This is a genomic window from Bradyrhizobium sp. CCBAU 51627 (assembly GCF_028128765.1).
In the GTDB taxonomy this organism is placed as follows: Bacteria; Pseudomonadota; Alphaproteobacteria; order Rhizobiales; family Xanthobacteraceae; genus Bradyrhizobium.
The window spans coordinates 24,651-46,781 of the sequence record NZ_LBJG01000009.1; the positions used below are offsets into that span (position 1 = coordinate 24,651).

At 64.2% G+C, this 22,131-nt stretch carries 21 protein-coding genes and 1 pseudogene; 14 read left to right on the forward strand and 8 right to left on the reverse strand.

The window, feature by feature from the left end; translation table 11 throughout:
• Positions 1–4 precede the first annotated feature (4 nt).
• A complete protein-coding gene (locus XH88_RS05790) occupies positions 5–1,630 on the reverse strand; it encodes a glycosyltransferase family 39 protein (RefSeq protein ID WP_333909234.1) in 1,626 nt (541 codons plus the stop codon).
• Positions 1,631–1,756: 126 nt separating this feature from the next.
• Between XH88_RS05790 and lepA the strand changes: the two genes are divergently transcribed.
• The 5 genes and pseudogenes from lepA to XH88_RS05815 all read left to right on the forward strand — a co-directional run bounded on the left by lepA (position 1,757) and on the right by XH88_RS05815 (position 6,803).
• Entirely contained in the window at positions 1,757–3,568 is a 1,812-nt protein-coding gene (lepA, locus tag XH88_RS05795; RefSeq protein WP_271614459.1) for a translation elongation factor 4, read from the forward strand.
• Positions 3,569–4,258: 690 nt separating this feature from the next.
• Positions 4,259–5,686: an alpha/beta fold hydrolase gene (locus XH88_RS05800; protein ID WP_271614545.1), complete on the forward strand. Its 1,428-nt coding sequence runs from the start codon at positions 4,259–4,261 to the stop codon at positions 5,684–5,686.
• A gap of 54 nt (positions 5,687–5,740) precedes the next feature.
• Positions 5,741–5,969, forward strand: a pseudogene (locus tag XH88_RS05805) (cupin domain-containing protein); the annotation flags it as partial.
• Positions 5,970–6,047: 78 nt separating this feature from the next.
• Positions 6,048–6,479, forward strand: a complete 432-nt coding sequence (locus tag XH88_RS05810) for a sigma factor (RefSeq protein WP_271614461.1) — start codon at positions 6,048–6,050, stop codon at positions 6,477–6,479.
• Positions 6,480–6,572: 93 nt separating this feature from the next.
• Entirely contained in the window at positions 6,573–6,803 is a 231-nt protein-coding gene (locus XH88_RS05815; protein ID WP_271614462.1) for a hypothetical protein, read from the forward strand.
• Positions 6,804–6,996: 193 nt separating this feature from the next.
• Here XH88_RS05815 and XH88_RS05825 read toward each other — a convergent pair whose 3' ends face one another.
• On the reverse strand, positions 6,997–7,686 hold the full coding sequence (locus XH88_RS05825; protein ID WP_271614463.1) for an aspartate/glutamate racemase family protein: 690 nt from the start codon (positions 7,684–7,686) through the stop codon (positions 6,997–6,999).
• A 215-nt stretch (positions 7,687–7,901) separates the two neighbouring features.
• Complete coding sequence (locus XH88_RS05830) at positions 7,902–8,129, reverse strand: hypothetical protein (RefSeq protein ID WP_271614464.1); 228 nt, start codon at positions 8,127–8,129, stop codon at positions 7,902–7,904.
• 202 nt (positions 8,130–8,331) lie between these two features.
• On the opposite strand from XH88_RS05830, the gene XH88_RS05835 reads away from it, so the two are divergent.
• The 3 genes from XH88_RS05835 (at position 8,332) to XH88_RS05845 (ending at position 9,885) form a co-directional block, all read left to right on the forward strand.
• Entirely contained in the window at positions 8,332–8,541 is a 210-nt protein-coding gene (locus XH88_RS05835) for a hypothetical protein (protein WP_271614465.1), read from the forward strand.
• Between the two features lie 130 nt (positions 8,542–8,671).
• Complete coding sequence (locus XH88_RS05840; RefSeq protein WP_271614466.1) at positions 8,672–8,917, forward strand: hypothetical protein; 246 nt, start codon at positions 8,672–8,674, stop codon at positions 8,915–8,917.
• Between the two features lie 116 nt (positions 8,918–9,033).
• Positions 9,034–9,885 (forward strand): L,D-transpeptidase, encoded by an 852-nt coding sequence (locus tag XH88_RS05845; protein WP_271614546.1) that lies wholly within the window; start codon positions 9,034–9,036, stop codon positions 9,883–9,885.
• A gap of 25 nt (positions 9,886–9,910) precedes the next feature.
• Here XH88_RS05845 and XH88_RS05850 read toward each other — a convergent pair whose 3' ends face one another.
• Positions 9,911–10,327, reverse strand: a complete 417-nt coding sequence (locus XH88_RS05850; protein WP_271614467.1) for an SRPBCC family protein — start codon at positions 10,325–10,327, stop codon at positions 9,911–9,913.
• Positions 10,328–10,617: 290 nt separating this feature from the next.
• Between XH88_RS05850 and plsY the strand changes: the two genes are divergently transcribed.
• Positions 10,618–11,286 (forward strand): glycerol-3-phosphate 1-O-acyltransferase PlsY, encoded by a 669-nt coding sequence (plsY, locus tag XH88_RS05855; protein ID WP_271614468.1) that lies wholly within the window; start codon positions 10,618–10,620, stop codon positions 11,284–11,286.
• 30 nt (positions 11,287–11,316) lie between these two features.
• Here the strand turns inward: plsY and XH88_RS05860 are convergent, their stop codons facing one another.
• The gene (locus tag XH88_RS05860) at positions 11,317–12,960 is read right to left on the reverse strand and encodes an amidase family protein (protein ID WP_271614469.1); all 1,644 of its coding nucleotides are present in this window, start codon (positions 12,958–12,960) and stop codon (positions 11,317–11,319) included.
• Positions 12,961–13,052: 92 nt separating this feature from the next.
• Positions 13,053–15,137, reverse strand: a complete 2,085-nt coding sequence (locus XH88_RS05865) for a putative bifunctional diguanylate cyclase/phosphodiesterase (protein WP_271614470.1) — start codon at positions 15,135–15,137, stop codon at positions 13,053–13,055.
• Positions 15,138–15,646: 509 nt separating this feature from the next.
• On the opposite strand from XH88_RS05865, the gene mepA reads away from it, so the two are divergent.
• From mepA to modC, 5 genes are all read left to right on the forward strand, one after another.
• Positions 15,647–16,588 (forward strand): penicillin-insensitive murein endopeptidase, encoded by a 942-nt coding sequence (gene mepA / locus XH88_RS05870; protein ID WP_271614471.1) that lies wholly within the window; start codon positions 15,647–15,649, stop codon positions 16,586–16,588.
• A gap of 210 nt (positions 16,589–16,798) precedes the next feature.
• A complete protein-coding gene (locus XH88_RS05875) occupies positions 16,799–17,302 on the forward strand; it encodes a hypothetical protein (protein ID WP_271614472.1) in 504 nt (167 codons plus the stop codon).
• A gap of 192 nt (positions 17,303–17,494) precedes the next feature.
• On the forward strand, positions 17,495–18,280 hold the full coding sequence (modA, locus tag XH88_RS05880) for a molybdate ABC transporter substrate-binding protein (protein WP_271614473.1): 786 nt from the start codon (positions 17,495–17,497) through the stop codon (positions 18,278–18,280).
• 12 nt (positions 18,281–18,292) lie between these two features.
• Positions 18,293–18,988 (forward strand): molybdate ABC transporter permease subunit, encoded by a 696-nt coding sequence (gene modB, locus XH88_RS05885; protein ID WP_271614474.1) that lies wholly within the window; start codon positions 18,293–18,295, stop codon positions 18,986–18,988.
• Between the two features lie 2 nt (positions 18,989–18,990).
• Entirely contained in the window at positions 18,991–19,653 is a 663-nt protein-coding gene (gene modC, locus XH88_RS05890) for a molybdenum ABC transporter ATP-binding protein (protein ID WP_271614475.1), read from the forward strand.
• A 110-nt stretch (positions 19,654–19,763) separates the two neighbouring features.
• On the opposite strand, the gene XH88_RS05895 is transcribed toward modC, so the two are convergent.
• Positions 19,764–20,024 carry a hypothetical protein gene (locus tag XH88_RS05895; RefSeq protein WP_271614476.1) on the reverse strand — a complete coding sequence of 87 codons (261 nt, stop codon included), beginning with the start codon at positions 20,022–20,024 and terminating at the stop codon, positions 19,764–19,766.
• 294 nt (positions 20,025–20,318) lie between these two features.
• Positions 20,319–22,112, reverse strand: coding sequence for a potassium/proton antiporter (locus tag XH88_RS05900; RefSeq protein WP_271614477.1), 1,794 nt, complete (start codon positions 22,110–22,112; stop codon positions 20,319–20,321).
• Between the last annotated feature and the right edge of the window lie 19 nt (positions 22,113–22,131).

Consider the following 22,131-nt stretch of genomic DNA (forward strand, 5'->3'; position numbering starts at 1 on the left):
CCGATCATTTCGCCGGCGGGGCGATATAGATGTTCCACGTCATCGACGGGCCGGCCTTGCCGTGGGTGAAGCGGCGCGTCGTCATCACCATGCGCTCGGCGTTCGGCGCCGTCTCCGACACCCATTTTTCGAACGCCGGCAACCGGCCGTCGGTGGGATCGAACACGCCGATGAATCCGTATGTCTTGACGTCGTCGAGTGACGTCAGCCCGGAGCTCCACGCTTCGTTCGGCGTGAACGCGGCTGGATGGTCTGGGCTGTAGAACACCATCGGCTGGATCGATTCCATCGTGCCGGCGACGATCGCCCAACGCGAGGCGAAGCGTGTGTGCCAGGTTTGCGTCAGCTCGCGCGCAAGCTCCGAGCGCGCGCCGTAGGTCGCGGTGTTGCCCGCGTTCGCCGCCATCTCGCGCGCAGCGATCCAGGGCGAAGCGACAAGCGTTGCGACGCTGAGCACGAGCCAGATCGCGGCGATGTTGAACAGCACCGCGCTCTGCACCCGCAATGCCGGGATCGCGACCAGGGCAAGCGGCACCAGGAAGAACAGCGAGATGCCCCAATCGGTCTTCATGTAGATGCTGAAGGCAAGCGCGCCGAGCGGCGGCCCGGCGGCGACGATGATCTGGATGATCCAGATGTTCAGCGCCTGCGAGACGTTGACGCCCGGATTGACACCGCGCGCCCAAGCCCGGGTAACGACGCGCGCGGGAGCGCGCACAAGCAGCTTCAGCCAGGGCGGCACCCAGGCCATCGCGAGCGCGGCGAGCGCCACCGGCAGCGCCAGCAAAGCGGCATTGTGCAGCACATAGCCGAACACCAGCTGCCGCACCTCACCGGCATCTTCGATGCTGTAGGTGTCGCCGGCATAGATCAGCGGCACGAAATGTGCGTCCGCCAGCCAGACGATGTGCGGGATCATCGCCACCACCATCGTCGCGATCGCGACCCATGGCGCCGGGGACAGCAGGAATCTCGCGCGCTCCGGATGGATCAGCGCAGCAAGGCCGATGGCGCCGATCATGGTCAGCACCCAGTATTTGGTCATCAGCGCCAATGCGCCGGCAAGCCCGAGCCAGACGCCTGATTGCCAGCTCCGCTTCTCGAACGCGTCGAGATAAGCGAGCACGACGAGCGGCAGAGTGATGAGCTGAAGCAGATCGGGGTTGTACTTGAAGCCCTTGAAATTGAAGATCGGATAGAGCGCGACCATCACGACGACCAGGAACGCGCGGCGCGCATCGACGACGCGCAGCGCCACCAGCCAGCAGATCACCATGCCGATGCTGACCGTCGCCATCGCGAGCGCATAGGTGGCCCAGTCCGCCGCTGGAAAAACCCTGAACCAGAGCCCGGCGATCCAGCCCGACAGCGGTGGATGCTTGCCGTAGCCCCACAGGAATTTCTGACCCCAGCCATAGGCTTCTGCGACGTCCATGTGAACGTCCTGCGCAGCCTTCAGATTGATCAGGATGAAAGTCCAGATCACCGCATGCAGGATGGCGAGCTGGATCACCAGCCAGATCCGGGCCGAGGGGTGGGTCGCGCAGGCGACCAGCCAGGCCCGGAAGCGGTCGAAGCTAACCCGGGATTTTACGCGCGCGCGGGCGGAGGGGATCGAGGTCGTTGACATGAGCCTGGACATGGGCGCCTGCGTAGCGCGTTTTGGACCATCGTGGAATCAGCTTGGCGTGAAGAAAGGCCCTGAAAATACAGCAATATGGTTGCCGCACGGGGATGTGAGTGGTATCCCGCGCCCATGACGACCGTCCCGATTTCCAACATCCGCAATTTCTCCATCGTCGCCCATATCGACCATGGCAAATCGACGCTGGCCGACCGCCTGATCCAGATGACCGGCGGCCTCTCCGACCGCGAAATGGCGGGCAAGGAGCAGGTGCTCGATTCCATGGACATCGAGCGCGAGCGCGGCATCACCATCAAAGCGCAGACGGTGCGCCTGCAGTACCGCGCCAAGGACGGCAAGGATTACGTGTTCAACCTGATGGACACGCCCGGCCATGTCGACTTCGCCTACGAGGTCTCGCGATCGCTGGCGGCGTGCGAGGGTTCCCTGCTCGTGGTCGACGCCAGCCAGGGCGTCGAGGCGCAGACGCTGGCCAACGTCTACCAGGCGCTCGACAACAATCACGAGATCGTTCCGGTCCTGAACAAGGTCGACCTGCCGGCGGCAGAGCCGGAGAAGGTCAAGCAGCAGATCGAGGACGTCATCGGCATCGATGCCTCCGACGCGGTGATGATCTCGGCCAAGACCGGCCTCGGCATTCCCGATGTGCTGGAGGCCATCGTCACCCGCCTGCCGCCGCCGAAGGGCGATCGCGACGCGACGCTGAAGGCGCTCCTGGTCGACAGCTGGTACGACGTCTACCTCGGCGTCGTCGTGCTGGTGCGCATCGTCGACGGCGTGATGAAGAAGGGCCAGCGCGTGCGCATGATGGGCACCGGCGCAGCCTATGACGTCGAGCGCGTCGGCTTCTTCACGCCGAAGATGCAGCAGGTCGACGAGCTCGGCCCCGGCGAGATCGGCTTCATCACCGCCGCGATCAAGGAAGTCGCCGACACCCGCGTCGGCGACACCATCACCGATGACAGGAAGCCGGTCGCCGAGATGCTGCCGGGCTTCAAGCCGGCGATCCCCGTGGTATTCTGCGGGCTGTTCCCGGTCGATGCCGACGATTTCGAAACGCTGCGCGCCGCGATGGGCAAGCTGCGCCTGAACGATGCCAGCTTCTCATTCGAGATGGAGACCTCGGCCGCACTCGGCTTCGGCTTCCGCTGCGGCTTCCTCGGGCTCCTGCACCTCGAGATCATCCAGGAACGGCTGTCGCGCGAATTCGATCTCAATTTGATCGCAACCGCGCCGAGCGTCATCTACAAGATGAAGCTCACCGACGGCCAGGAGATCGAGATCCACAATCCCGTCGACATGCCCGACGTGGTCAAGATCGCCGAGATCGACGAGCCCTGGATCGAAGCCACGATCCTCACCCCGGACGAATATCTCGGCAGCGTGCTGAAGCTGTGCCAGGACCGCCGCGGTGCGCAGAAGGAGCTCACTTACGTCGGCTCCCGCGCCATGGTGAAATACGACCTGCCGCTCAACGAGGTGGTGTTCGATTTCTACGACCGCCTCAAGTCGGTCTCCAAGGGCTACGCCTCATTCGACTATCATCTCACCGACTACAAGCCGGCTGACCTCGTCAAGATGCAGATCCTGGTCAATGCCGAGCCGGTCGATGCGCTCTCGATGCTGGTCCACCGCACCCGCGCCGAAGGGCGTGGCCGCGCCATGGTCGAGAAGATGAAGGAGCTGATCCCGCCGCACATGTTCCAGATTCCGATCCAGGCGGCGATCGGCGGCAAGGTGATCGCGCGCGAAACCGTCCGCGCGCTGCGCAAGGACGTCACCGCGAAGTGCTACGGCGGCGACATCACGCGCAAGCGCAAGCTTCTGGAGAAGCAGAAGGAAGGCAAGAAGAAGATGCGGCAGTTCGGCAAGGTCGACATCCCGCAGGAAGCCTTCATTGCCGCGCTCAAGGTGGACAGCTGAGAGCGATCGAGGGGCCCGGCTCGCAAGCCCGACGACAAAACTCGAAAACAACCCCATGCACAGTAGCCGACGCACTGACGACGTTGAGATTTTCGGCTTTTACGAAAATTATTTGACCTGTCGGGCAAAACAGGGGTATGGTGGTATCATGACGACCTGCGAAGTGCAGGCAGGGGACAGACCGGCGGAGGTGCCGGCGCAGGAGCTATCCGACTGTTCGGGCCTGCGTGAGCGCCCGAATATTCCTGGACCAGTGCATCCAGTTGGGCGATGAGCTTGCGATGGCGACCATCTGATCTCGGTCGCGCTCGTATGGCATCCGGTTGGGTCAGGATGCTGTCCAGCGCGTCATAGAGCGTCTCCTGCATGTCCGCCGCCTGATTGGCGAACTCGCCCGGCAATTCGCCGAATGACGCCCTCTCGCAGAATGACGCCCTCCGATCGATGCTCCAGAGCACGCGCTGAAGGTGATGGACCCCGCAGGGTGCTATCAACAAGCTCAACCGCTCGACCGGTACCCGCCAGGTGCGACGGTCGGGGCGACACCCGGCGCTTCATCCGTCGAATCCAGACCAGACATGGCTGACGCGACCAAATCGTTGGGAATGATCCGAAGCGGATAGACCCCGACGGCGGCCAACGGGGGTTTTTACTGGCGCAGGTCCAATGCATATGATTTGCTTGGGCGAGGTGACGGAGGACACGTTCGTGGTTCGCGCGCGCGTCGAGCGCCGGCTGGCGGCAATTCTGGCGGCTGACGTAGCCGGCTATTCACGGCTTATGGGTGATGACGAGGAAGGCACTCTTGCCGGATTGAAGGCGCACCGCCGGGAGCTGTTCGATCACAAGCTCAAATCGCATCGCGGGCGCCTTATCAAGACGACCGGCGATGGAATGCTGGTGGAGTTTTCAAGCGCCGTCGAAGCGGTGAAGTGTGCCGTCGAAGTTCAGCGCGGGATGGTCGGCAGGAACGCAAGCATCCCTCTTGATCGACGTATTGAATTCCGAGTCGGAATCAATGTTGGAGACATCATCGAGGATGAGGGCGATATCTTCGGAGACGGCGTCAACGTCGCCGCTCGGCTTGAAGGCATGGCGATGCGCGGCGGAATCTGCATCTCCCGTCAAGTCCTTGATCAGATCGATGGCAAGCTGAAGCTGCCTTTTCGCGAATTGGGCCGGCAGAACCTCAAGAACATCGCGCGACCGATCGAAGTCTATGCCATCGACCTGGACAAGGAGGGATCGCCCGCGAAGCGGGTCTTGTCGGCAGCCAACCTCAAGCAGGACATCCGTTATTGTCGGGCCGTGGATGGCGTGCGGCTGGCCTATGCGAAGGTGGGAAGCGGCCCGGGATTATTGAGATCGGCACATTGGCTTGGCCATCTGGAGTATGACTGGAACCTTCCGCTCTACCGTGATTTTCTGCTTGGACTTGCCTCGTCATTCACGCTCGTCCGGTACGATGCGCGCGGCAATGGCCTGTCGGATTGGGACGTCGGCGAGCTCTCGCTTGACGCATGGGTCAAGGACATGGAAACCGTGGCCGATGCGGCCGGCCTTGACAGGTTTCCGCTTCTCGGGTTCTCGCAGGGGTGCGCCGTTTCGATTGCGTTTGCGGTCCGGCATCCGCAGCGCGTGTCGCACCTGATCCTGTATGGTGGATTCGCGGTCGGCGCCAACAAGAATCCAAATCTTTCGGCCGCCGATCGGGAGCGGTTTGCGGCAATGAAAACATTGATGAAGCTGGGGTGGGGCGCGGATGAGCCGACCTTCCGGCAGCTCTTTACATCCTCGATGCTACCGAGCGCCACAAAGGAACAGGTCGACGCCTTCAATGAGCTTCAGCGTCTCAGTGCCTCGGCGGAGTCTGCGGTACGTTACCTCGAAACAGTAGCCGATTTCGACGTCCGCCCCCTGCTCAAACAGGTCAAAGCCCCTACGCTCGTGATGCACGTTCGAGACGACCGCAGGGTTCCAATCTCTTTGGGCCGAGATATGGCCGCGGAAATTCCGGGCGCCAGATTCGTCTCGCTGCCGGGTCAAAATCACATGCTGCTGTCGCAGGATCCCGGCGCACCAATCTTCCAGGAGGAAGTGCGTAATTTTCTACTCTAGTTCGTGCGGCCGGGTCACCGCAGTTTCGCCGTGTAAGCCGGCCTGCCAAGGATTGTCCTGGAACACACGCACACCGACACCGAGTTGACTCGTGCTGGAAGGCAGCTTCAGCCACGAAGGCGGCCGTTTTGGCCCCGGCGATTTCGACTATGGTGATGACGAGGTCGATCATCGTCCGATCGTGGGCGACGAAGGTCCGTGTCTTCGCCTGGTTGCGATGACCGGCGATCTGCGCATGAACGGTCTGCTTGGCCGGCTGATCAGCCCCTTCGTGCGGCTCTGATTTCCTTCACTGCCTCCTCCGCGGGTGATCCGAGCGCAGGCCCGAAGCGTTTCAAGGCCAGACGCAAGGGAGATGGATATGGCCTGCCCACATCCGGCAAGACAGGCACCGGGCGACACGTTGCCCGAGCTGCTCGCGCGCGTGTCACGCGGCGATGCACGCGCGTTCTCGGCGCTGCACATGCTGACGCGGGGCAGGCTGCGCAGGACGGCTCTCGCCGCCCGAGCTCCCCCTCACGAGATCGAAGACATCCTGCAAGATGCCTATCTGAAGATCTGGCGCAATGCCTGCCGCTTCGACGCCGAGCGCGCCCCGGCAATGGCATGGATGTCCACCATCGTCCGCAATACCGCAATCGATCATCTGCGGATCAGAAGATTGTCGACTGACGAATTCGGTAGCTGGCGCCGGCGACCTCGGCGATCTTGCTGCGATCCAGGCCGTCTACTCATTAGTCGGCCTTCGTCCGGGCGCAGAGACAGATTTGCCAAGTGGCCTCAAGCTTCCTGAATGGAAAATGTGAGCTGCCTCACTTCACGACTCCGCCGATCAGGATATCTTCCTGGACCAGCCGACGCGGCGCGCCGAGCGGCGGAGGATATAATGCATCAATCGTTCTATTTACTTTTTCAGGTTGCCCTCACGTTCACTCCTGTTATGGCACTCGAATTCCTAACATCAGATGTGGCGCGTTCGGCGACATCGGCAGAGGGGAGATATCCGATCCTTGTCAAGGTCGCGGTCGCCCTGGCTATGTTGCTCGTCGTTTTAAGCCTTATGAAATTCCATCCCGAGATTGGCGCAATCATCGCGGAGTACAATCAATTCTCATAGTCGATCAGTCGAAATGTCGCCGTTGTGACAGAGAGTTTCCGGGCCGCGCTTCACGGGCTCACGGAACTGGAACGTTCCGGCCGAATAAGGCCCAAGGCGCTTGACGAGCGCATCGCATTCGTTGTGCGCGATCGCGGATTCCGGATCCGCCCACAGCGCCAGGCGCAGCCCGTGAAGGCGGCTTTCGTCGGCATCACCCCATCGCGAAATCGGCCGCGGTCTCCGCGTGAATGGCGGTGGTATCGAACGTCTCGACCGATGTATCGGCAGCCCCCACCAGCATCGTGATCTCGGTGCAGCCGAGGATGATGCAGTCCGCGCCGCGCCCGACCAGCGCGGCCATCACGTCCTGGTAGCGGCGGCGCGAGGGCGCGGCGACGACACCAAGGCACAGCTCGTCGTAGATGATGCGGTTCACGTCGGCCCGCTCCTCGGCCGTGGGAATGAGGACATCGAGATCATGCGCGCGCAGGCGATCGCTGTAGAAATTCTGCTCCATCGTGAAGATGGTGCCGAGCAGCCCGACCCGCCGATGTCCCCTCGCCCTGATACGCTTCGCCGTTGCGTCGCCGATGTCGATGAAGGGAACGCTCAGCTTCGCGACGATATCCGGGGCCAGCTTGTGCATCGTGTTCGTGCACAGCACGATCGCGCGTGCGCCGGCGCGCTCGAGCCGCTGCGCCACCTCGGCAAGGCTCGCTCCCGCCTCGGCCCAGCGGCCGGCATATTGCATCTCCTTGATCTGCTGGAAATCGTAGGAATACATCAGCAGCGGGGCCGAATGCAGCTTGCCCATGCGATCCCGGACGCGCTCGTTGATGAGCTTGTAGTAGAGCGCGGTGCTCTCCCAGCTCATGCCGCCGATCAGGCCAATCGTTTGCATCCCAGCGTCTCCCGCAAATCGCGCGATGGGATCGTAGCCGAAGCCGTCGAGGCCCGCCATGCGCGCCGGTTGACGCAGCCACGCTTCCAACGCCAAATGGTCATGTCGGAAAAGGCAGACTTGGTCTGACAAGCCCAAGTCCTTTGACAATCACGACACGGCCGGGCCGGTGATTGCCGCGGCGGGGGCCGTCTGCCGCGGCGCGCGACGGCCATTCAGCACCACGCCGACGAAGGTGAAGCGCACCAGCAGGTGATAGAGAAGGGGGCGGTCGCGATAGCGTAAAAAATGCCGCCGGCGGACATGGCCATGCCCAGCAATGCCTGCTGGTTGCTGGCACGACGCAGCCAAGCCACGAGAATGATCATCAGGAACACGCCGCTCGTCGCGCCGCGAACCCCGAGATCGATAGCCGCGAACTCCATGGTGTTCACGCCCTGCATGACCTCCGTTCGATGTCCAACTTTCGCATCACCACTTCACCGGCACAACCCAAACTTGCAGCCGCAATCCCGGCGCCGGCGATCATCGGCCTGAGCCGGCTCTATTTCGCCGGTCCCGTCGAACCCGAAGCGAAACCGACGACACTATCTCGGCACAGTGAACGGTCTCGCCCGTTCAGGGGCGACACGGGGAGCATCTCGCATGCGACAACGGAACTGGCGATTGATTGCGGTGGGCACGGTGCTGCTGGTGCTGGCCGTGCTGTTCTTCCTCTCGATGCGCGACATGACGTCGTGGTCCAATGATCCTGTCGCTCTGATGCGCACGGTCGGAGAGGTGTCCGGCGGCGTCGGCGGCATCAGCCTCGTCATGATCGCGTTCGGCCTGATCGGCCGCAAAGCGCCGGTCTGACAAGGCGACGCTGCGCAAGGCCTGGTCACGACGACATCACGCCTCCGCCATGAGCGGAATAACGCGTCTTCCGCGCAAATTTGAATGTCAGAACCGCGCATCCCGCGCGGGCTGCCATTTGGAGGCCGCGATGATCACTTCGAAGCTGTTGGTTGCGCTCGCACTCGCATCGACGATCGGCGCCGTAGCGGCGCAATCGTTCCATCCGGCGGCCGCCGGAAAGGAAACGACCACAAAACCCTGGACGGCCCCGATCGGCCACCGTCAGCCTCACGCGGCCGACATCCCCTCAACGACGATGGGACCGCGGGATTTCCTCGATCAGGAGGATGCCAATGTGGACCGCAAGATCAGCGGCATCTGTCGAGGCTGCTGATCGCAGCAGGATTGGCGTTAACGACGTTCAACGGTTCCCGCTTGGGCGAGATCGCTTCGAAGTTTCTTAAATTTTACTGCGTACCTCTTCCGGCTAGAAGCGATCCGGAGAAAGACATGGGTAAGCGGGCCAAGCGCGGAAAGACGGAGGCGCTTGCACTGCCAATGGCCGCGAGAGTTGTCATCGGCGCCGTGGCAGTCGCCGCATTGGGATATGGTTTGCTGTTCCGCCCGGCCGCGATTCAGCCGACCCAGAAGCCGGCTGCGCACCAGGCGATGGCGTCGTCGTCGCCGGTATACGTGGCAACTCCAGTTCATGCATCGGTGCCAGTTCCGGCTCCGGCTCCGAGTCCGGCTCCGGCGCCTCTGGTCGAGCCGCCCAAAGCCGTTGAGGGTCCCGGAGCTTTTGTTCGGCAGGTGGTCGACTACGCCAGTCACCAGGCACCGGGCACCGTGATCATCGACACCAAGAACACGTTTCTCTACCTCATCCTGAACGAAACGCAGGCGATGCGTTACGGCATCGGTGTTGGCCGAGAAGGCTTCACATGGTCCGGCGAACAGACCGTGGCCCGCAAGACAGAATGGCCGGACTGGCGTCCGCCTGCCGAGATGCTGGTGCGTCAGCCTTATCTGCCGCGGTTCATGGCAGGTGGCCCCACCAACCCGCTCGGCGCGCGGGCGATGTATCTGGGCGAGACCGAATACAGAATTCACGGCACCAACAAGCCCGATACGATCGGAAAGCGCGTGTCGTCCGGCTGCATCCGGCTGACCAATGAGGACGTGACGGACCTTTACGAGCGGGTGAAAGTCGGAGCGAAAGTGATCGTGCTTCCCGCGACCGTTGCCCGCCGGCCATCTGACACCGCTTCGCGATCGCCGGACCTGCCATCGCCGTCGAACAGGACCCCGGCGGCCAACGCGCAGATGCCCTCATCTGGACCGAAGGTCGCCGAAGCCCAGTAAGGCCGCGCGCTGCCGCTGGCGCGACTTACGACGCCTTCTGCCTCGCTTCCACGTATCGCGCGAAATTGTCGAGGATCGCCTGCCAGCCGCCCTGCTGCTGCTCGACCGAGTGGGTCGATTCAGCATCGAAGACGACGCGGACGGTCACACCCTTCGCCACCGGCACGAAGTCGACTTCCGCCTTGCGATCACCGAACGCATATTCGATCCGCTTGTGCTCGACGATCTTGGTGTAGGTGCCTGCGAAGTCGAACCCCATGCTGCCGTCCTTGGCCTCCATGCGTGACGAGAACACGCCGCCTTCGCGCAGGTCGACGGTCGCTTTGGTCGTGTGCCAGTCGTCCGACGCGGCGTTCCACTTCACGATGTCGGCAGGCGTCGTATAGGTGCGCCAGACCTGAGCGATCGGGGCTGCGATGCTGGTTTCGACGGTGATCCTCATGGGTATTGCTCCAGTTCGATTTCATCAGCTCGGCGGGACGACATCGCTTCACGCGCGCCGGAGCTCATATCCGGCATGTCTTGCGAGGTAGTCCACCCAAGGACGGTCGAGACCGGTCCGTGCCGACATGGCCGGGCCGTGAATGCGCTTTTTTTTGAGGAAAGCATCGCAGGCATGATGGCAGCATTCGAATAGCGCATGGATGCCAGATCGCCCATGGCGGTTGAATGAGGTCCGCGATAAAATGTCGACTGCGGCACATTGGACTCAAACTCCTTGGACAGAAAACGATGGCTTTCTGGATTGCGGGCGCAATTGGATCGGTGATCGCCTATCTGCTCGGCGCGATCCCGACGGGCTACCTGGCCGGAAAACTGCTTCAAGGAATCGACATTCGCGAGCACGGCTCCAGGTCCACGGGTGCCACGAATGTGTTGCGGACGCTCGGCAAATGGCCCGCGCTTGCGGTGCTGATCATCGATGTGCTGAAGGGCATGGCTGCTGTCCTCGTTGCGCGCCGGTTGTGTCCCTGGCTCGCGACAGTGCTATCGCAGACGCCACCGACAGCGGCCGAATTGCAAGTCTGGGTGCCATGGATCGTGTGCCTCGCCGGCATTGCCGCGCTGCTGGGCCATGGCCGCTCGATCTGGTTGAACTTCACGGGCGGCAAATCGGCAGCGACCGGGCTCGGCGTGCTGCTGGCGATGTCGTCGCCGGTGGGACTCGGGGCGGCGGCCGTGTTCGGCATCGCGCTGGCGATCGGGCGGATCGTCTCACTCAGCTCGATGCTCGCAGCGGTGACAGCCATCGTTCTCGTTTGCGGCTTGCCGCAGCCGTTGCCCTATCGGCTGCTGGTGACCGCAGGCGCGCTCTACGTGATCATGCGCCATCGCGCCAACATTGGGCGGCTGCTGGCGGGCACGGAGCCGCGGCTGGGGCAAAGCAGTTCACCGTCTTGAGCGCAGCGGCGATCACGCCCGCCCGAAGGTTCAGGCCTGCGCGGGTGCGCGGAGGGCCGGCAGGCCGGGCGGCGCCCAGCGCATGTTCGAGGCCTGCTCGTAGGCGTAAGCCAGGCGCAACAGCTTGTGCTCGCTCCAGGCTCTGCCTGCGAAGGTGACGCCGAGCGGATAGTCGGGCGTATCCTTGCCGTCGACGCCCGAAACGAGACCCGCGGGCACCATGACGCTGGGATAGCCGGCCCTGGCGGCGATCGCCGCACCTCCGCTGCCGGGGAACAGGACGGCATCGAGCCTATGCTGATTCATGTAGGCGTCCATGCCGCGGGTCCTGGCGCTGAGAAAGTCCATGGCAAGTGCGAACCTGTACTCGCGCTCGCGCAAATCGCCTCTCGTGAGGTCGGCGGCGAGAAACAGGTCCTGACCGAAACGCATCGCCCTGTCCGCATTCGCCGCATTGAAGGCGACGATGTCGGTGATGGTCTTGATGTCGGTATTGGTCGCCCAATCCTTCAGATAGAGATTGAGATCGCGCTTCAGCTCGTAGATGAACACGATCCGCTGCGTGACCGGATTGCTCTTGTTGCCGCTCAGCGGATTGCGGTTGAGCACGGCCATGATCGTACCCGGTCCGCTCATCCAGCCGGCGGTGGGCATGCCGGCGCGCACGATGACGGCGCCGAGATCCGCTAGCGCCTTGATCGCCTGCGCCATCACCTTCGTCCATTCGGACGGCAGCTTGCCGTAGAAGGGATCGTTGAAGGGGTCAGCGGGGTCGCTCGGCACGCCGATGCGCGCCCCCTTCAGCGCATCACGCGTGAGATCGGCGGTGTAATCGGCGGGCCGCCGCTGCTTTTCTGTCGCGAGGTCGCGCGGATCCTTCGCCGCCAGCACGTTGAGCAACATCGCCGCATCACGCACCGTGCGCGTCATCGGCCCCGCCGTGTCCAGGCTGTGCGCGATCGGCAAGATGCCGGCGCGGCTGATCAGCCCGACTGTCGGCTTGACGGTGACGAGGCCATTCTGACTCGCGGGGAACAACAGCGAACCGGAGGTCTCGGTGCCAACAGACGCCGCGCACAGACCCGCTGCGACGGCGACCGCCGAACCCGCGCTCGAGCCGCCCGGGGTTACGAGCGGGATGCCCCGATCGTCCATCAGTGCCGGCGCATAGGGGTTCTTCACCTGACCGCCCAATGACGAGTAGCCGGAGGGCATCTCGATCGCGAGCATGTTCGAAAACTCGGTCAAATTCGCCTTGCCGAGGATCACCGCGCCGGCCTTGCGCAGCAGCTTGATGACGGTGGCATCGCGCCTCGCGCGCGCGCCTTCCAGCGCCAGCGAGCCTGCCGTCGTCGGCTGCTTGTCTGATGTCGCGATGTTGTCCTTCACCAGGATCGGCACGCCGGCCAGCGGGCGCTTGGCCGACGGTCTGGTGCCGTCGAGCGTGCCAGCGATCGCGAGCGCGTCCGGATTGAGCGCGCGGACGGAGTTCAGCATCGATCCGCTGCGGTCATAGGCCGCGATGCGCGCGAGATAGGCTTTCGTCAGCGTGGTTGCGGTAACGCGCCCGCCTGCGAGGGCGTCGATGATATCGCTCATCGACGCGTCCTCGAGCTCCAGGTCCGGCGCCTCGGCGCGAACCGCAGCCGCACTGCGGCGGACCGGCTTCTTCATGGCGTGCCTCCTGGAGGGTTCTATGCTACAAAACGTAGCATTGATCCCGATGGCGCGACAAGCTGATCAGGAGCCAGGTGAAAGCGTCCGCCTCACGCGACCAGCGCGGCGTCCTCGTCCGCGGCGTCGATGCCGCGCTGCGCCGCCAGGAGGCCGATGATCTCGGCGTTCGGGCGGGCCTTGCTGAACAGAAAGCCCTGACCCTCGTCGCAGCCCTCGGTGCGCAGACAGCTCAGCTCGGCCTCGGTCTCGACGCCTTCGGCCGTGATGATGACGCCGAGGCCTCTGCCGAGGCTGACGATGGAGCGGATGATCGCCTGGGCCTCGCGGTTGGCGCCGAGATCGCGCACGAAGGACTGATCGATCTTGATCTTGTCGAACGGGAAGCTGCGCAAATAACTCAGGCTGGAATAGCCGGTGCCGAAATCGTCCATCGAGATGCGCACCCCGAGGGCGCGCAGCGCATGCAGCGTCGCCAGCACCTGCGCGCTCTTCTCGAGCAGCAGCGTCTCGGTGATCTCGAGCTCGAGCCGGCGCGGCGGCAGCCCGGAATGTTTCAGCGCGTCCGTCACCATCGACAGCAGATTGCCGCTGCGGAACTGGAGCGGCGACAGGTTGACGGCAACGCGAACGTCATCGGGCCAGGTCGCCGCGTCAAGACAGGCCCGGCGCAGCATCAGGCCGCCGAGCGGATTGATCAGGCCGGTTTCTTCCGCAACCGGGATGAACTCGGCCGGCGAGACCATGCCGCGCTCGGCATGCGGCCAGCGCACCAGCGCCTCGAAACCGGTAATGCGGCCGCTCGAGAGGTCGATCAGCGGCTGGTAATACGGTCGCAGCACGTCGTTCTGGATCGCATCGCGCAGCTCGACCTCGATCTTGCGGCGGCTCTGCGCTTTTGCATCCAGCGCGGCCTCGAAGAAGGCGAAGCTGCCGCGCGCGTCCAGCTTGGCGCGTGACAGCGCCATGCCGGCGCTCTTGAGCAGCTTTTCGGACTCATCACCGTCGCCGGGCGCCATCGCGATGCCGATGGAGGCGCCGATCACCACGGAATGGCCATCGAGCAGATAGGGATCGGCGATGGCCTCGAGCAGCCGCTTCGCCAGCATCACGGCGTCTTCGGGCCGCGTCAGGCCGCTTTGCACCACCGCGAACTCGTCGGAGTTCAGCCGCGCCAGCGCGTCTTCCTCGCGCAAGGTCGAGCGCAGGCGCTTGGCGACGCCGCGCAGCAGCTTGTCGCCGACCGCATGACCCAGCGTGTCGTTGACCGACTTGAAATTGTCGAGCCCGAGCATCAGCACCGCGACCTTCTCGGCGCTGCGGCGTGTGTGCACCAGCATCTCGTCCATGGCCTGGCGCAACTTGTTGCGGTTCGGAAGCCCGGTCAGCCCGTCATGCTGAGCCATGAAGGTGAGCCGCGCCTCGGCGCGCTTGCGTTCGGTGATGTCCATCAGCGCGAGCAGCACCGCGGGCCGTTCGTGATAGGTCAGTTCGCGCGAATAGATCGCGAGATCGATCAGCGCACCGTCGGCCTTGACGTGCTTCCAGGTGCGGCCGGCCTGCTCCTCACCGGAGCGATCGGTCCAGGGCGGCTCGCTGTCGAAGGCCTGCAGGGAGCGGATCTTCAGCCGCTCGAACTCGGCGCGGCTATAGCCGTAATGCGCGATCGCGGCATCATTGACGCCGAGAATGCGCTCGTCATCCAGCGCACAGACGATCATGGGGACGGGATTGCCATCGAACAGCAGGCGGAACGAGGCCTCGCGCTGCTTCAATTCGGTGATGTCGACGCGCAGGCCGACCACGCCGCCGTCATCGGTGCGGCGTTCCTCGATCAGGATGACGCGGCCGTCGGACAGCGTCTGCTCGTGGCGCTTGCCGGGCTCGTAGAGCTTCTTCAGCCGCGCGGCGATCCATTCCTCCTCATGGCCTGCGGCTTCCGGATAGTCGCCGCGGGCAACGCCGACACGCAGCGTGTCTTCGAGGCGCGCACCTTCCTGAAACAGATCGGCGGTCTTGCTGTAGATCTCGGCGTACTGCTTGTTCCAGAGGACGTAGCGGCCTTCGGGATCCAGAATCACGATGCCCTGCGGCAGGAGGTCGACGGCCTGGCGCAGCCGCTCATGCGATTTGCGCGCCTCCGCGATAACAGTTTCAGCCTCCGCACGGCTCTGCATGAGCTGGTCGCGTTGGATGAGCGGACGAGGCGTGGGCGCAAATCGCGGCTTGCGCGGCTGTCGGCCGCCTCCAGCAAGCACGGTGCGCTTTCGCTTTTTTGTTTCTTTCGACCCCAAACTCAACTTCACGCGTCCTAGCCGCACCCAGCGGCCGCAAGTCTTGCTCCAAGTGTCTGAAAGAAAAGTAATCCTGGGTCGGCGGGTCACGGAGCTGCCGCTGCGCGCCGGACTGATTTGCCCGTTTGCGAGGCGCGAGATGCGTCATCAGGCGCGCCGAACCGGCTCCCCGCGTCGCGATCGGCGCGAGAGGAGATACAAAAACGCGCAGTCTCCATGAATCAGTTCCGGAACGCGGGTCCACTTGCATGCAGAAAGCAAGCGTATCGCGTTCCGCGCATGAATTTTGGTCAATGCAGGATAAAGTTATCACGCCGTTAAGAATCCCGCCCGGATGAGGGGGCCGGATCGTTCGGTGACCCTGGCGCTGCGTTGGGCTATAAGGAATCAGCATGAGTCCCCGCCGTACCGTCCCTCTCCTGCTTGTCATGACGCTCCTGGCCGGCGGCGCACTGGCCCAGGACAAGGGCAGCGTCAACCCGAAGCCGTTGCCGCCGCTCGCCCATCCGAACGATCCCAAGACCGCCGCCAAGGAGCTGTTCGCGCGCAAGCTCCTGCCCTCGACGGGGCCGACGCGTGTCATCGGCTCCTATGTGAAGGGCTGCATCGGCGGCGCGCAGCAGATGCCTGTTAACGGCGACTTCTGGCAGGTGATGCGGCTGTCGCGTAACCGCAATTACGGCCATCCGGACATGATCGCGCTGATCAAGCGCCTCGCTGCCAAGGCGCACAAGGACGCCGGATGGCCGGGCATTCTGGTCGGCGACATCGGCCAACCGCGCGGCGGGCCGGCGCTGTCAGGCCACGCCAGCCATCAGATCGGACTGGATGCTGACATCTGGCTGACGCCGATGCCGGATCATCGGCTCTCGCGCGAGGAGCGCGAGGAGATGTCCGCGGTGATGATGGTGCGCGAGGACCGCCTCGACATCGATCCCAAAGTGTTCACGCCGAGCCATGTGCTGGTGCTGCGCGACGCGGCGCAGGAACCTGCGGTGCAGCGCATCTTCGTCAATCCCGCGATCAAGAAGGCGCTGTGCCGCGAGGCCAAGGGCGACCGCTCCTGGCTGTCGAAGATCCGCCCCTGGTGGGGCCACGACTATCATTTCCACATCCGCATGCGCTGCCCGGCGGGATCAGGCGAATGCGAGGGCCAGCCGTCGCAATCCGAGGACGAAGGCTGCAAGCCCTCCGATCTCGCCTATTGGTTCAGCGAGGGCGTGCTGCATCCCAAGCCGCCGGCGGAGCCGCCGAAGCCGAAGCCCCCGATCACACTGGCGCAGATGCCGGCGGCCTGCAAAGCCGTGCTGCACGCGCCGGACGCGAAGCGATAGGGCGTGGGGCCGACGCCACACACACCGCTGTTGGGCGCGAAGCGCGCCCGGGATGACAGAGTCGTTGGTTGGTCCGCTCGTCCCAAATGCGCTAGGATCGCCGCGCCGCTCGGCCGTAAGCCCGCAGCATTTCCGGGAATGCGCATCCCGCCACCAACAAGAAACTGACCGCACGCCCGCGTCTTCGCGTGGCCAATGATGAGATTTGACATGCGCGTCCTCGCTCTCCTTGCCGTACTCTCGGTCGGCGCAACCTCCGCATTCGCCGCCGAGGAGCCGAGCGGCTGCGACAAGTTCAAATGGCCGATTGAGCGTGATCGCGCCGCGCTGACCGCACCTGATCGTGCGAGGCTGGCTTCGGGAAGCGAGCAGGCCGCGATCCCGTCATCGGCGATCACGCTGGCGCTGGTCGCGCAGCAGGAGGTCAAACTACCCTCGCCGCCGGAGCGGGCACCGAAGGATGGCACCTATGCCGGCTTCACCAGCATCAAGGACGCGAAGGCCGGGCTCTACACGATCAGCCTGTCCTCGGGCGCCTGGGTCGATCTGGTCCAGGACGGCCATTTCCTCAAGCCCGTGGCCTTTAGCGGCGCGACCGATTGCGACGGCATCCGCAAGACCATGAAATACCAGCTCTCGGACAAGCCGTTCGTGCTGCAAATCAGCGGCGCCAGGGACAATTCGCTCTCGATTTCGATCCTGCCGACGCAATAGCTTGAGCTTGGGACAAACACCCGGCTTTGACCTTCGGCGCCGGCCTGCTATCTTCGCAATTGCGATCTCCCTGCCGGCCGTAAGCCGTCGTGGGGACACGTGGAACAGCGCTTCCGCCCGTCGCGACCGACCCACCCAACGCCAGATTTGCGCGTGCGTCCTGCGCGCGCGGGCTCGCACGGAGCGCCATCCATGTCTCGACTTGCCGGACTTTTCACCGCCTTCATCATGCTCGCGGGCACGAGTCTCTCGCCAGCCAGCGCCGAGGACAAGACCATCACCGTGTTCGCCGCGGCGTCGATGAAGAACGCGCTCGACGAGGTCGATGCCGCGTATACGGCCAAGTCAGGCATCAAGTTCAGCGTCAGCTACGCGGCGAGCTCGGTTCTGGCAAAACAGATCGAGCAGGGCGCGCCGGCCGACGTGTTCGTCTCCGCCGACACCGACTGGATGGACTATGCGGTGTCCAAGAAGACCATCAACGAGGCTTCCAGAGCCAACCTGCTCGGCAACAGCATCGTGCTGATCGCGCCGAAGGACTCGAAGGTCGACAACGTCACCATTTCACAGGGCTTCGACCTCGCCAAGCTCGCCGGCGACGGCAGGATCGCGACCGGCGACGTCAAGTCGGTGCCGGTCGGAAAGTACGCCAAGGCCGCGCTTGAAAAGCTGGGCGCCTGGCAGGCGGCCGAGCCGAAATTCGCCATGGCCGAGAGCGTGCGCGCTGCGCTGACGCTGGTGGCGCGCGGCGAGGCCGCGCTCGGCATCGTCTATTCCACCGACGCCAAGGTCGAACCCGGCGTGAAGATCGTCGGCACCTTCCCGGCGGACTCCCATCCGGCGATCATCTATCCAGTGGCGGCGACCACGACCGGGAAGGGCGAGACCAACGACTATCTCACCTTCCTGCGCTCGTCGGCCGCCAAGACCATTTTCGAGAAATACGGTTTTAAATTCCTGATCACCCCGACGACCTAGCTTTATCGCTTGATGCTCGACATCTCCCCCGCCGAATGGACGGCGATCCTGCTCTCGCTCAGGGTCGCCATCATCGCGACGCTGGTGGCAACGCCATTCGGCATTGCCTTGGCGTGGCTGCTCGCGCGCAAGGACTTTTGGGGCAAGTCGGTGCTGGATGCCTTCGTGCATCTTCCCCTGGTGCTGCCGCCGGTCGTCACAGGCTATTTGCTGCTGCTCACCTTCGGCCGCCGCGGCCTCGTCGGCGGCTTTCTCGCCGACCATCTGGGCATCGTCTTCGCCTTCCGCTGGACTGGAGCTGCGCTCGCCTGCGGCGTGATGTCGTTTCCACTGCTGGTGCGGCCGATGCGGTTGTCGATCGAAGCGATCGATCGCCGGCTCGAGCAGGCCGCCGAGACGCTGGGCGCCGCGCCCTTCAAGGTGTTCTTCACGGTGACGCTGCCGCTGGCACTGCCCGGCGTGCTCGCCGGCATGGTGCTCGGCTTTGCCAAGGCGATCGGCGAGTTCGGCGCCACCATCACCTTCGTCTCCAACATTCCCGGTGAGACCCAGACGATTTCGTCGGCGATCTATTCCCTGATCCAGACACCGGATGGCGACGCCGCCGCGGGGCGGCTCGTGATCGTCTCGATCGTGCTCGCCCTCGGCGCGCTCATTGTCGCCGAATGGTTCGCCCGCCGCGCCACGCAGCGCCTGCACGGGAATTGACCATGCTGCGCGTCGACGTCGAAAAACAGCTCGGCGAATTCTCGCTCGAAGCCTCGTTCTCGAGCCAGGGGCGCGTCACCGGCCTGTTCGGCGCCTCCGGCGCCGGCAAGACCTCGCTGATCAACATGATCGCAGGCCTGTTGCGACCTGACCGCGGCACCATCGTCATCGACGGCGAGACCGTCGACGACACCGCTGCCGGCATTCATGTGCCGACCTGGCGCCGCCGCATCGGCTACGTGTTCCAGGACGCGCGGCTGTTTCCGCATCTCGACGTCGCGCAAAATCTCGATTATGGCCGGCGGATGAACCGCCTCGCGTCGGATCCGGCGCAGCACACGCGAGTCGTCGAGCTGCTCGACATCGGCGCGCTGCTTGATCGGCGTCCAGGAAAGCTCTCCGGTGGCGAACGCCAGCGCGTCGCGCTCGGCCGCGCACTGCTGTCGAAGCCGCGCCTCTTGCTGCTCGACGAGCCGCTCGGCGCGCTCGATGAGGCCCGCAAGCTCGAGATCCTGCCCTACCTGGTGCGGCTGCGCGACGAAGCCAATGTCCCCATGGTCTATGTCAGCCACGACGTCGCCGAGTTGCGTCAGCTCGCAACGCAGATCGTGATGCTGAGGCAGGGCCGGGTGACGTCGTTCGGCGGGGTGAAGGTGCTGACATAGGCATGTAGCCCGGATGGAGCGGAGCGCAATCCGGGACGGTGCTGCGGGAGAGACTGTCCCCGGATTACGCTTACGCTCCATCCGGGCTACGTCACATGACTGGCGGCTGACTACCAGCCGCGATCGACGTTGCGCACATCGCCGGTCCGGGCGTCGACGTCGACCTCCATCCAGCGACCTCTGATGTCGCGACCTTCGATCTGCCATTCGTCGCCGAGGAAGTTCGTCTCCGAGACCGTGACCACACCAAGGTCGGTCGCGGCGTCGAGCGCGGCCTGCATCGAGACCTGATCGCCCGTGTCATAGGCCATGGCCGGCGCCGCTGATCCCAGGCCAATTGCGATGATGGCGGGCAGAATGAGTTTTCGCATGGATTGCTCCTGTCAGATGCGTTGACCCTTATGCGGCTTAGAACTACTGACGTCGCGGAGCGTTCCGGAACCAGGAGTCACGAAGCCGCGCAAATCTTCGGCTGATGCGGCGATTTGGTGGCGGTTGTCGGGCAAAGTCGCCACGACGGAGGCGGGCGAGCACGACGTTATACACCCATATCCTCGCGGCGACTTTCGTAGGGTGGGCAAAGGCGCCCTTGCGCCGTGCCCACCATCTCTCTCGATCACGAAAAATGCGTGGGCACGCTTCGCTTTGCCCACCCTACCGCACTGTCAAACCCCCGCCACCGACGTCCATATCTCCGCGAGCTTCTCCCGCAGCGCTTGCCTCCGCGTCAGCGGCGCCGGTGTCTCGTCTTCTTCCGGCAGGCGGAGGCCGATGACGCTGACGCGGCCGCCGGAGATCGAGCGTGCAACAAGCACGATTGCGTCAAGTGCGAGCTCGGCGCCTTCCTTCGGCGCACGGTCGAGATGGACGTCGAAATAATCGGCCAGCGTCAGCTTGCCTTCATCTTCGCTGACCTTCACGCCGTAGATCTCGGCGAGCTCGGCAAGCGTGTGCTCACCCGACACCATGAAGTCTCCGAGCAGATGCGGGTCGGGCGCCGTACTCGGCTGCATGTCGACGAAGAAGCGGTCGAGCGCCTCGGCCTTTTCCGGCGGGGCCAGCAGGTAGATGTAGTCGCCGGGCGCGACCGGCTCGGCTTCGGTCGGCGATAAAATGTTCTCGTTGCGGATCACCAGCGTCGGCTTGGACCAGGACGGAATCAGCCCGCGGCGGAAATAAAGACTCTTGGGCCGCACCGGATAGCCGACCAGCTGCTGCTCGAGTTGGCCGGGCAGGTCCAGCTCGACACGCCGCGGGCCGCGCTCGGCACGCGGCAGCGCCACATGCAGCTTGCGGGCGGCCGGCGCCAGCGTCCAGCCCTGCAGCAGCAGCGAGATGATCACGACGACGAAGGCGACGTCGAAATAGAGATAGGCCTTCGACAGGCCGACCAGCATCGGGATCGAGGCCAGGAAGATCGCGACGGCACCGCGCAAGCCGGTCCAGGCGATGAAGATCTTTTCGCGCCAGTTGAAGCGGAAGGGCGCGAGGCACACGAACACCGCGATCGGCCGCGCCACCAGCATCAGCACCAGCGAGACAGCAATCGCCGGCAGCACGCTGGAGCCGAGCCGGCTCGGCGACACCAGGAGGCCGAGCAACACGAACATCACGATCTGCGCCAGCCAGGTCGCGGCATCCAGAAACGCCACCACCGAATTATGCGCCCGCGTCGGCCGGTTGCCGATGATGATGCCGGCGAGATAGACGGCGAGGAAGCCGGAAGCATGCATGATCTGCGAACCGCCGAAGATGACGAGCGCGGCCGTGGTGACGAACGGCGCATGCAGGCCCTGCGGCAGCGCGACCTTGTTCAGCCCGATGACGACCAGACGTCCGCCGATCACGCCGACGACGGCGCCGAGCGCCGCCTCCTGGACGAACTCCATCGCCACATGGCCGGGCGTGCTCGCGCCCAGCGAGATGTATTCGACCAGCATCAGGGTGAGGAAGATCGCGAAGGGATCGTTGGTGCCGGATTCCGCCTCCAGCGTCGCCCCGACACGCGGACGCAGACGCAGGCCCTGTGTGTGCACCAGCAGGAACACGGCTGCCGCATCGGTCGAGGCGACCACCGCGCCGACCAGCAGCGATTCCGCCCAGTTGAGGTCGAGCGCGTATTTCGCGAACGGCGCCGTGATCAGCGCGGTGAGGAGCACGCCGACGGTCGCGAGCATCACGGATGGCGCGAGCACGGTGCGGATGCTGGCAAAGCGCGTCTTCAAGCCGCCGTCGAACAGGATCAGGGCCAGCGCCACCGACCCGACCAGATAGGTGGTGCCGACATCGTTGAACTGGAGCTGGCCGGGGCCTGAATCACCCGCCAGCATGCCGATTGCGAGGAAGACCAGCAGCAACGGCGCTCCGAAGCGCAGCGCGAGCAGGCTCGACAGAATACCGGCCATGACGAGGACGGCGCCGAGCAGAATGGCGATGCTGAAGGAGTCGAGGGAGGCCATCCACCTTCCGGGTACAAAT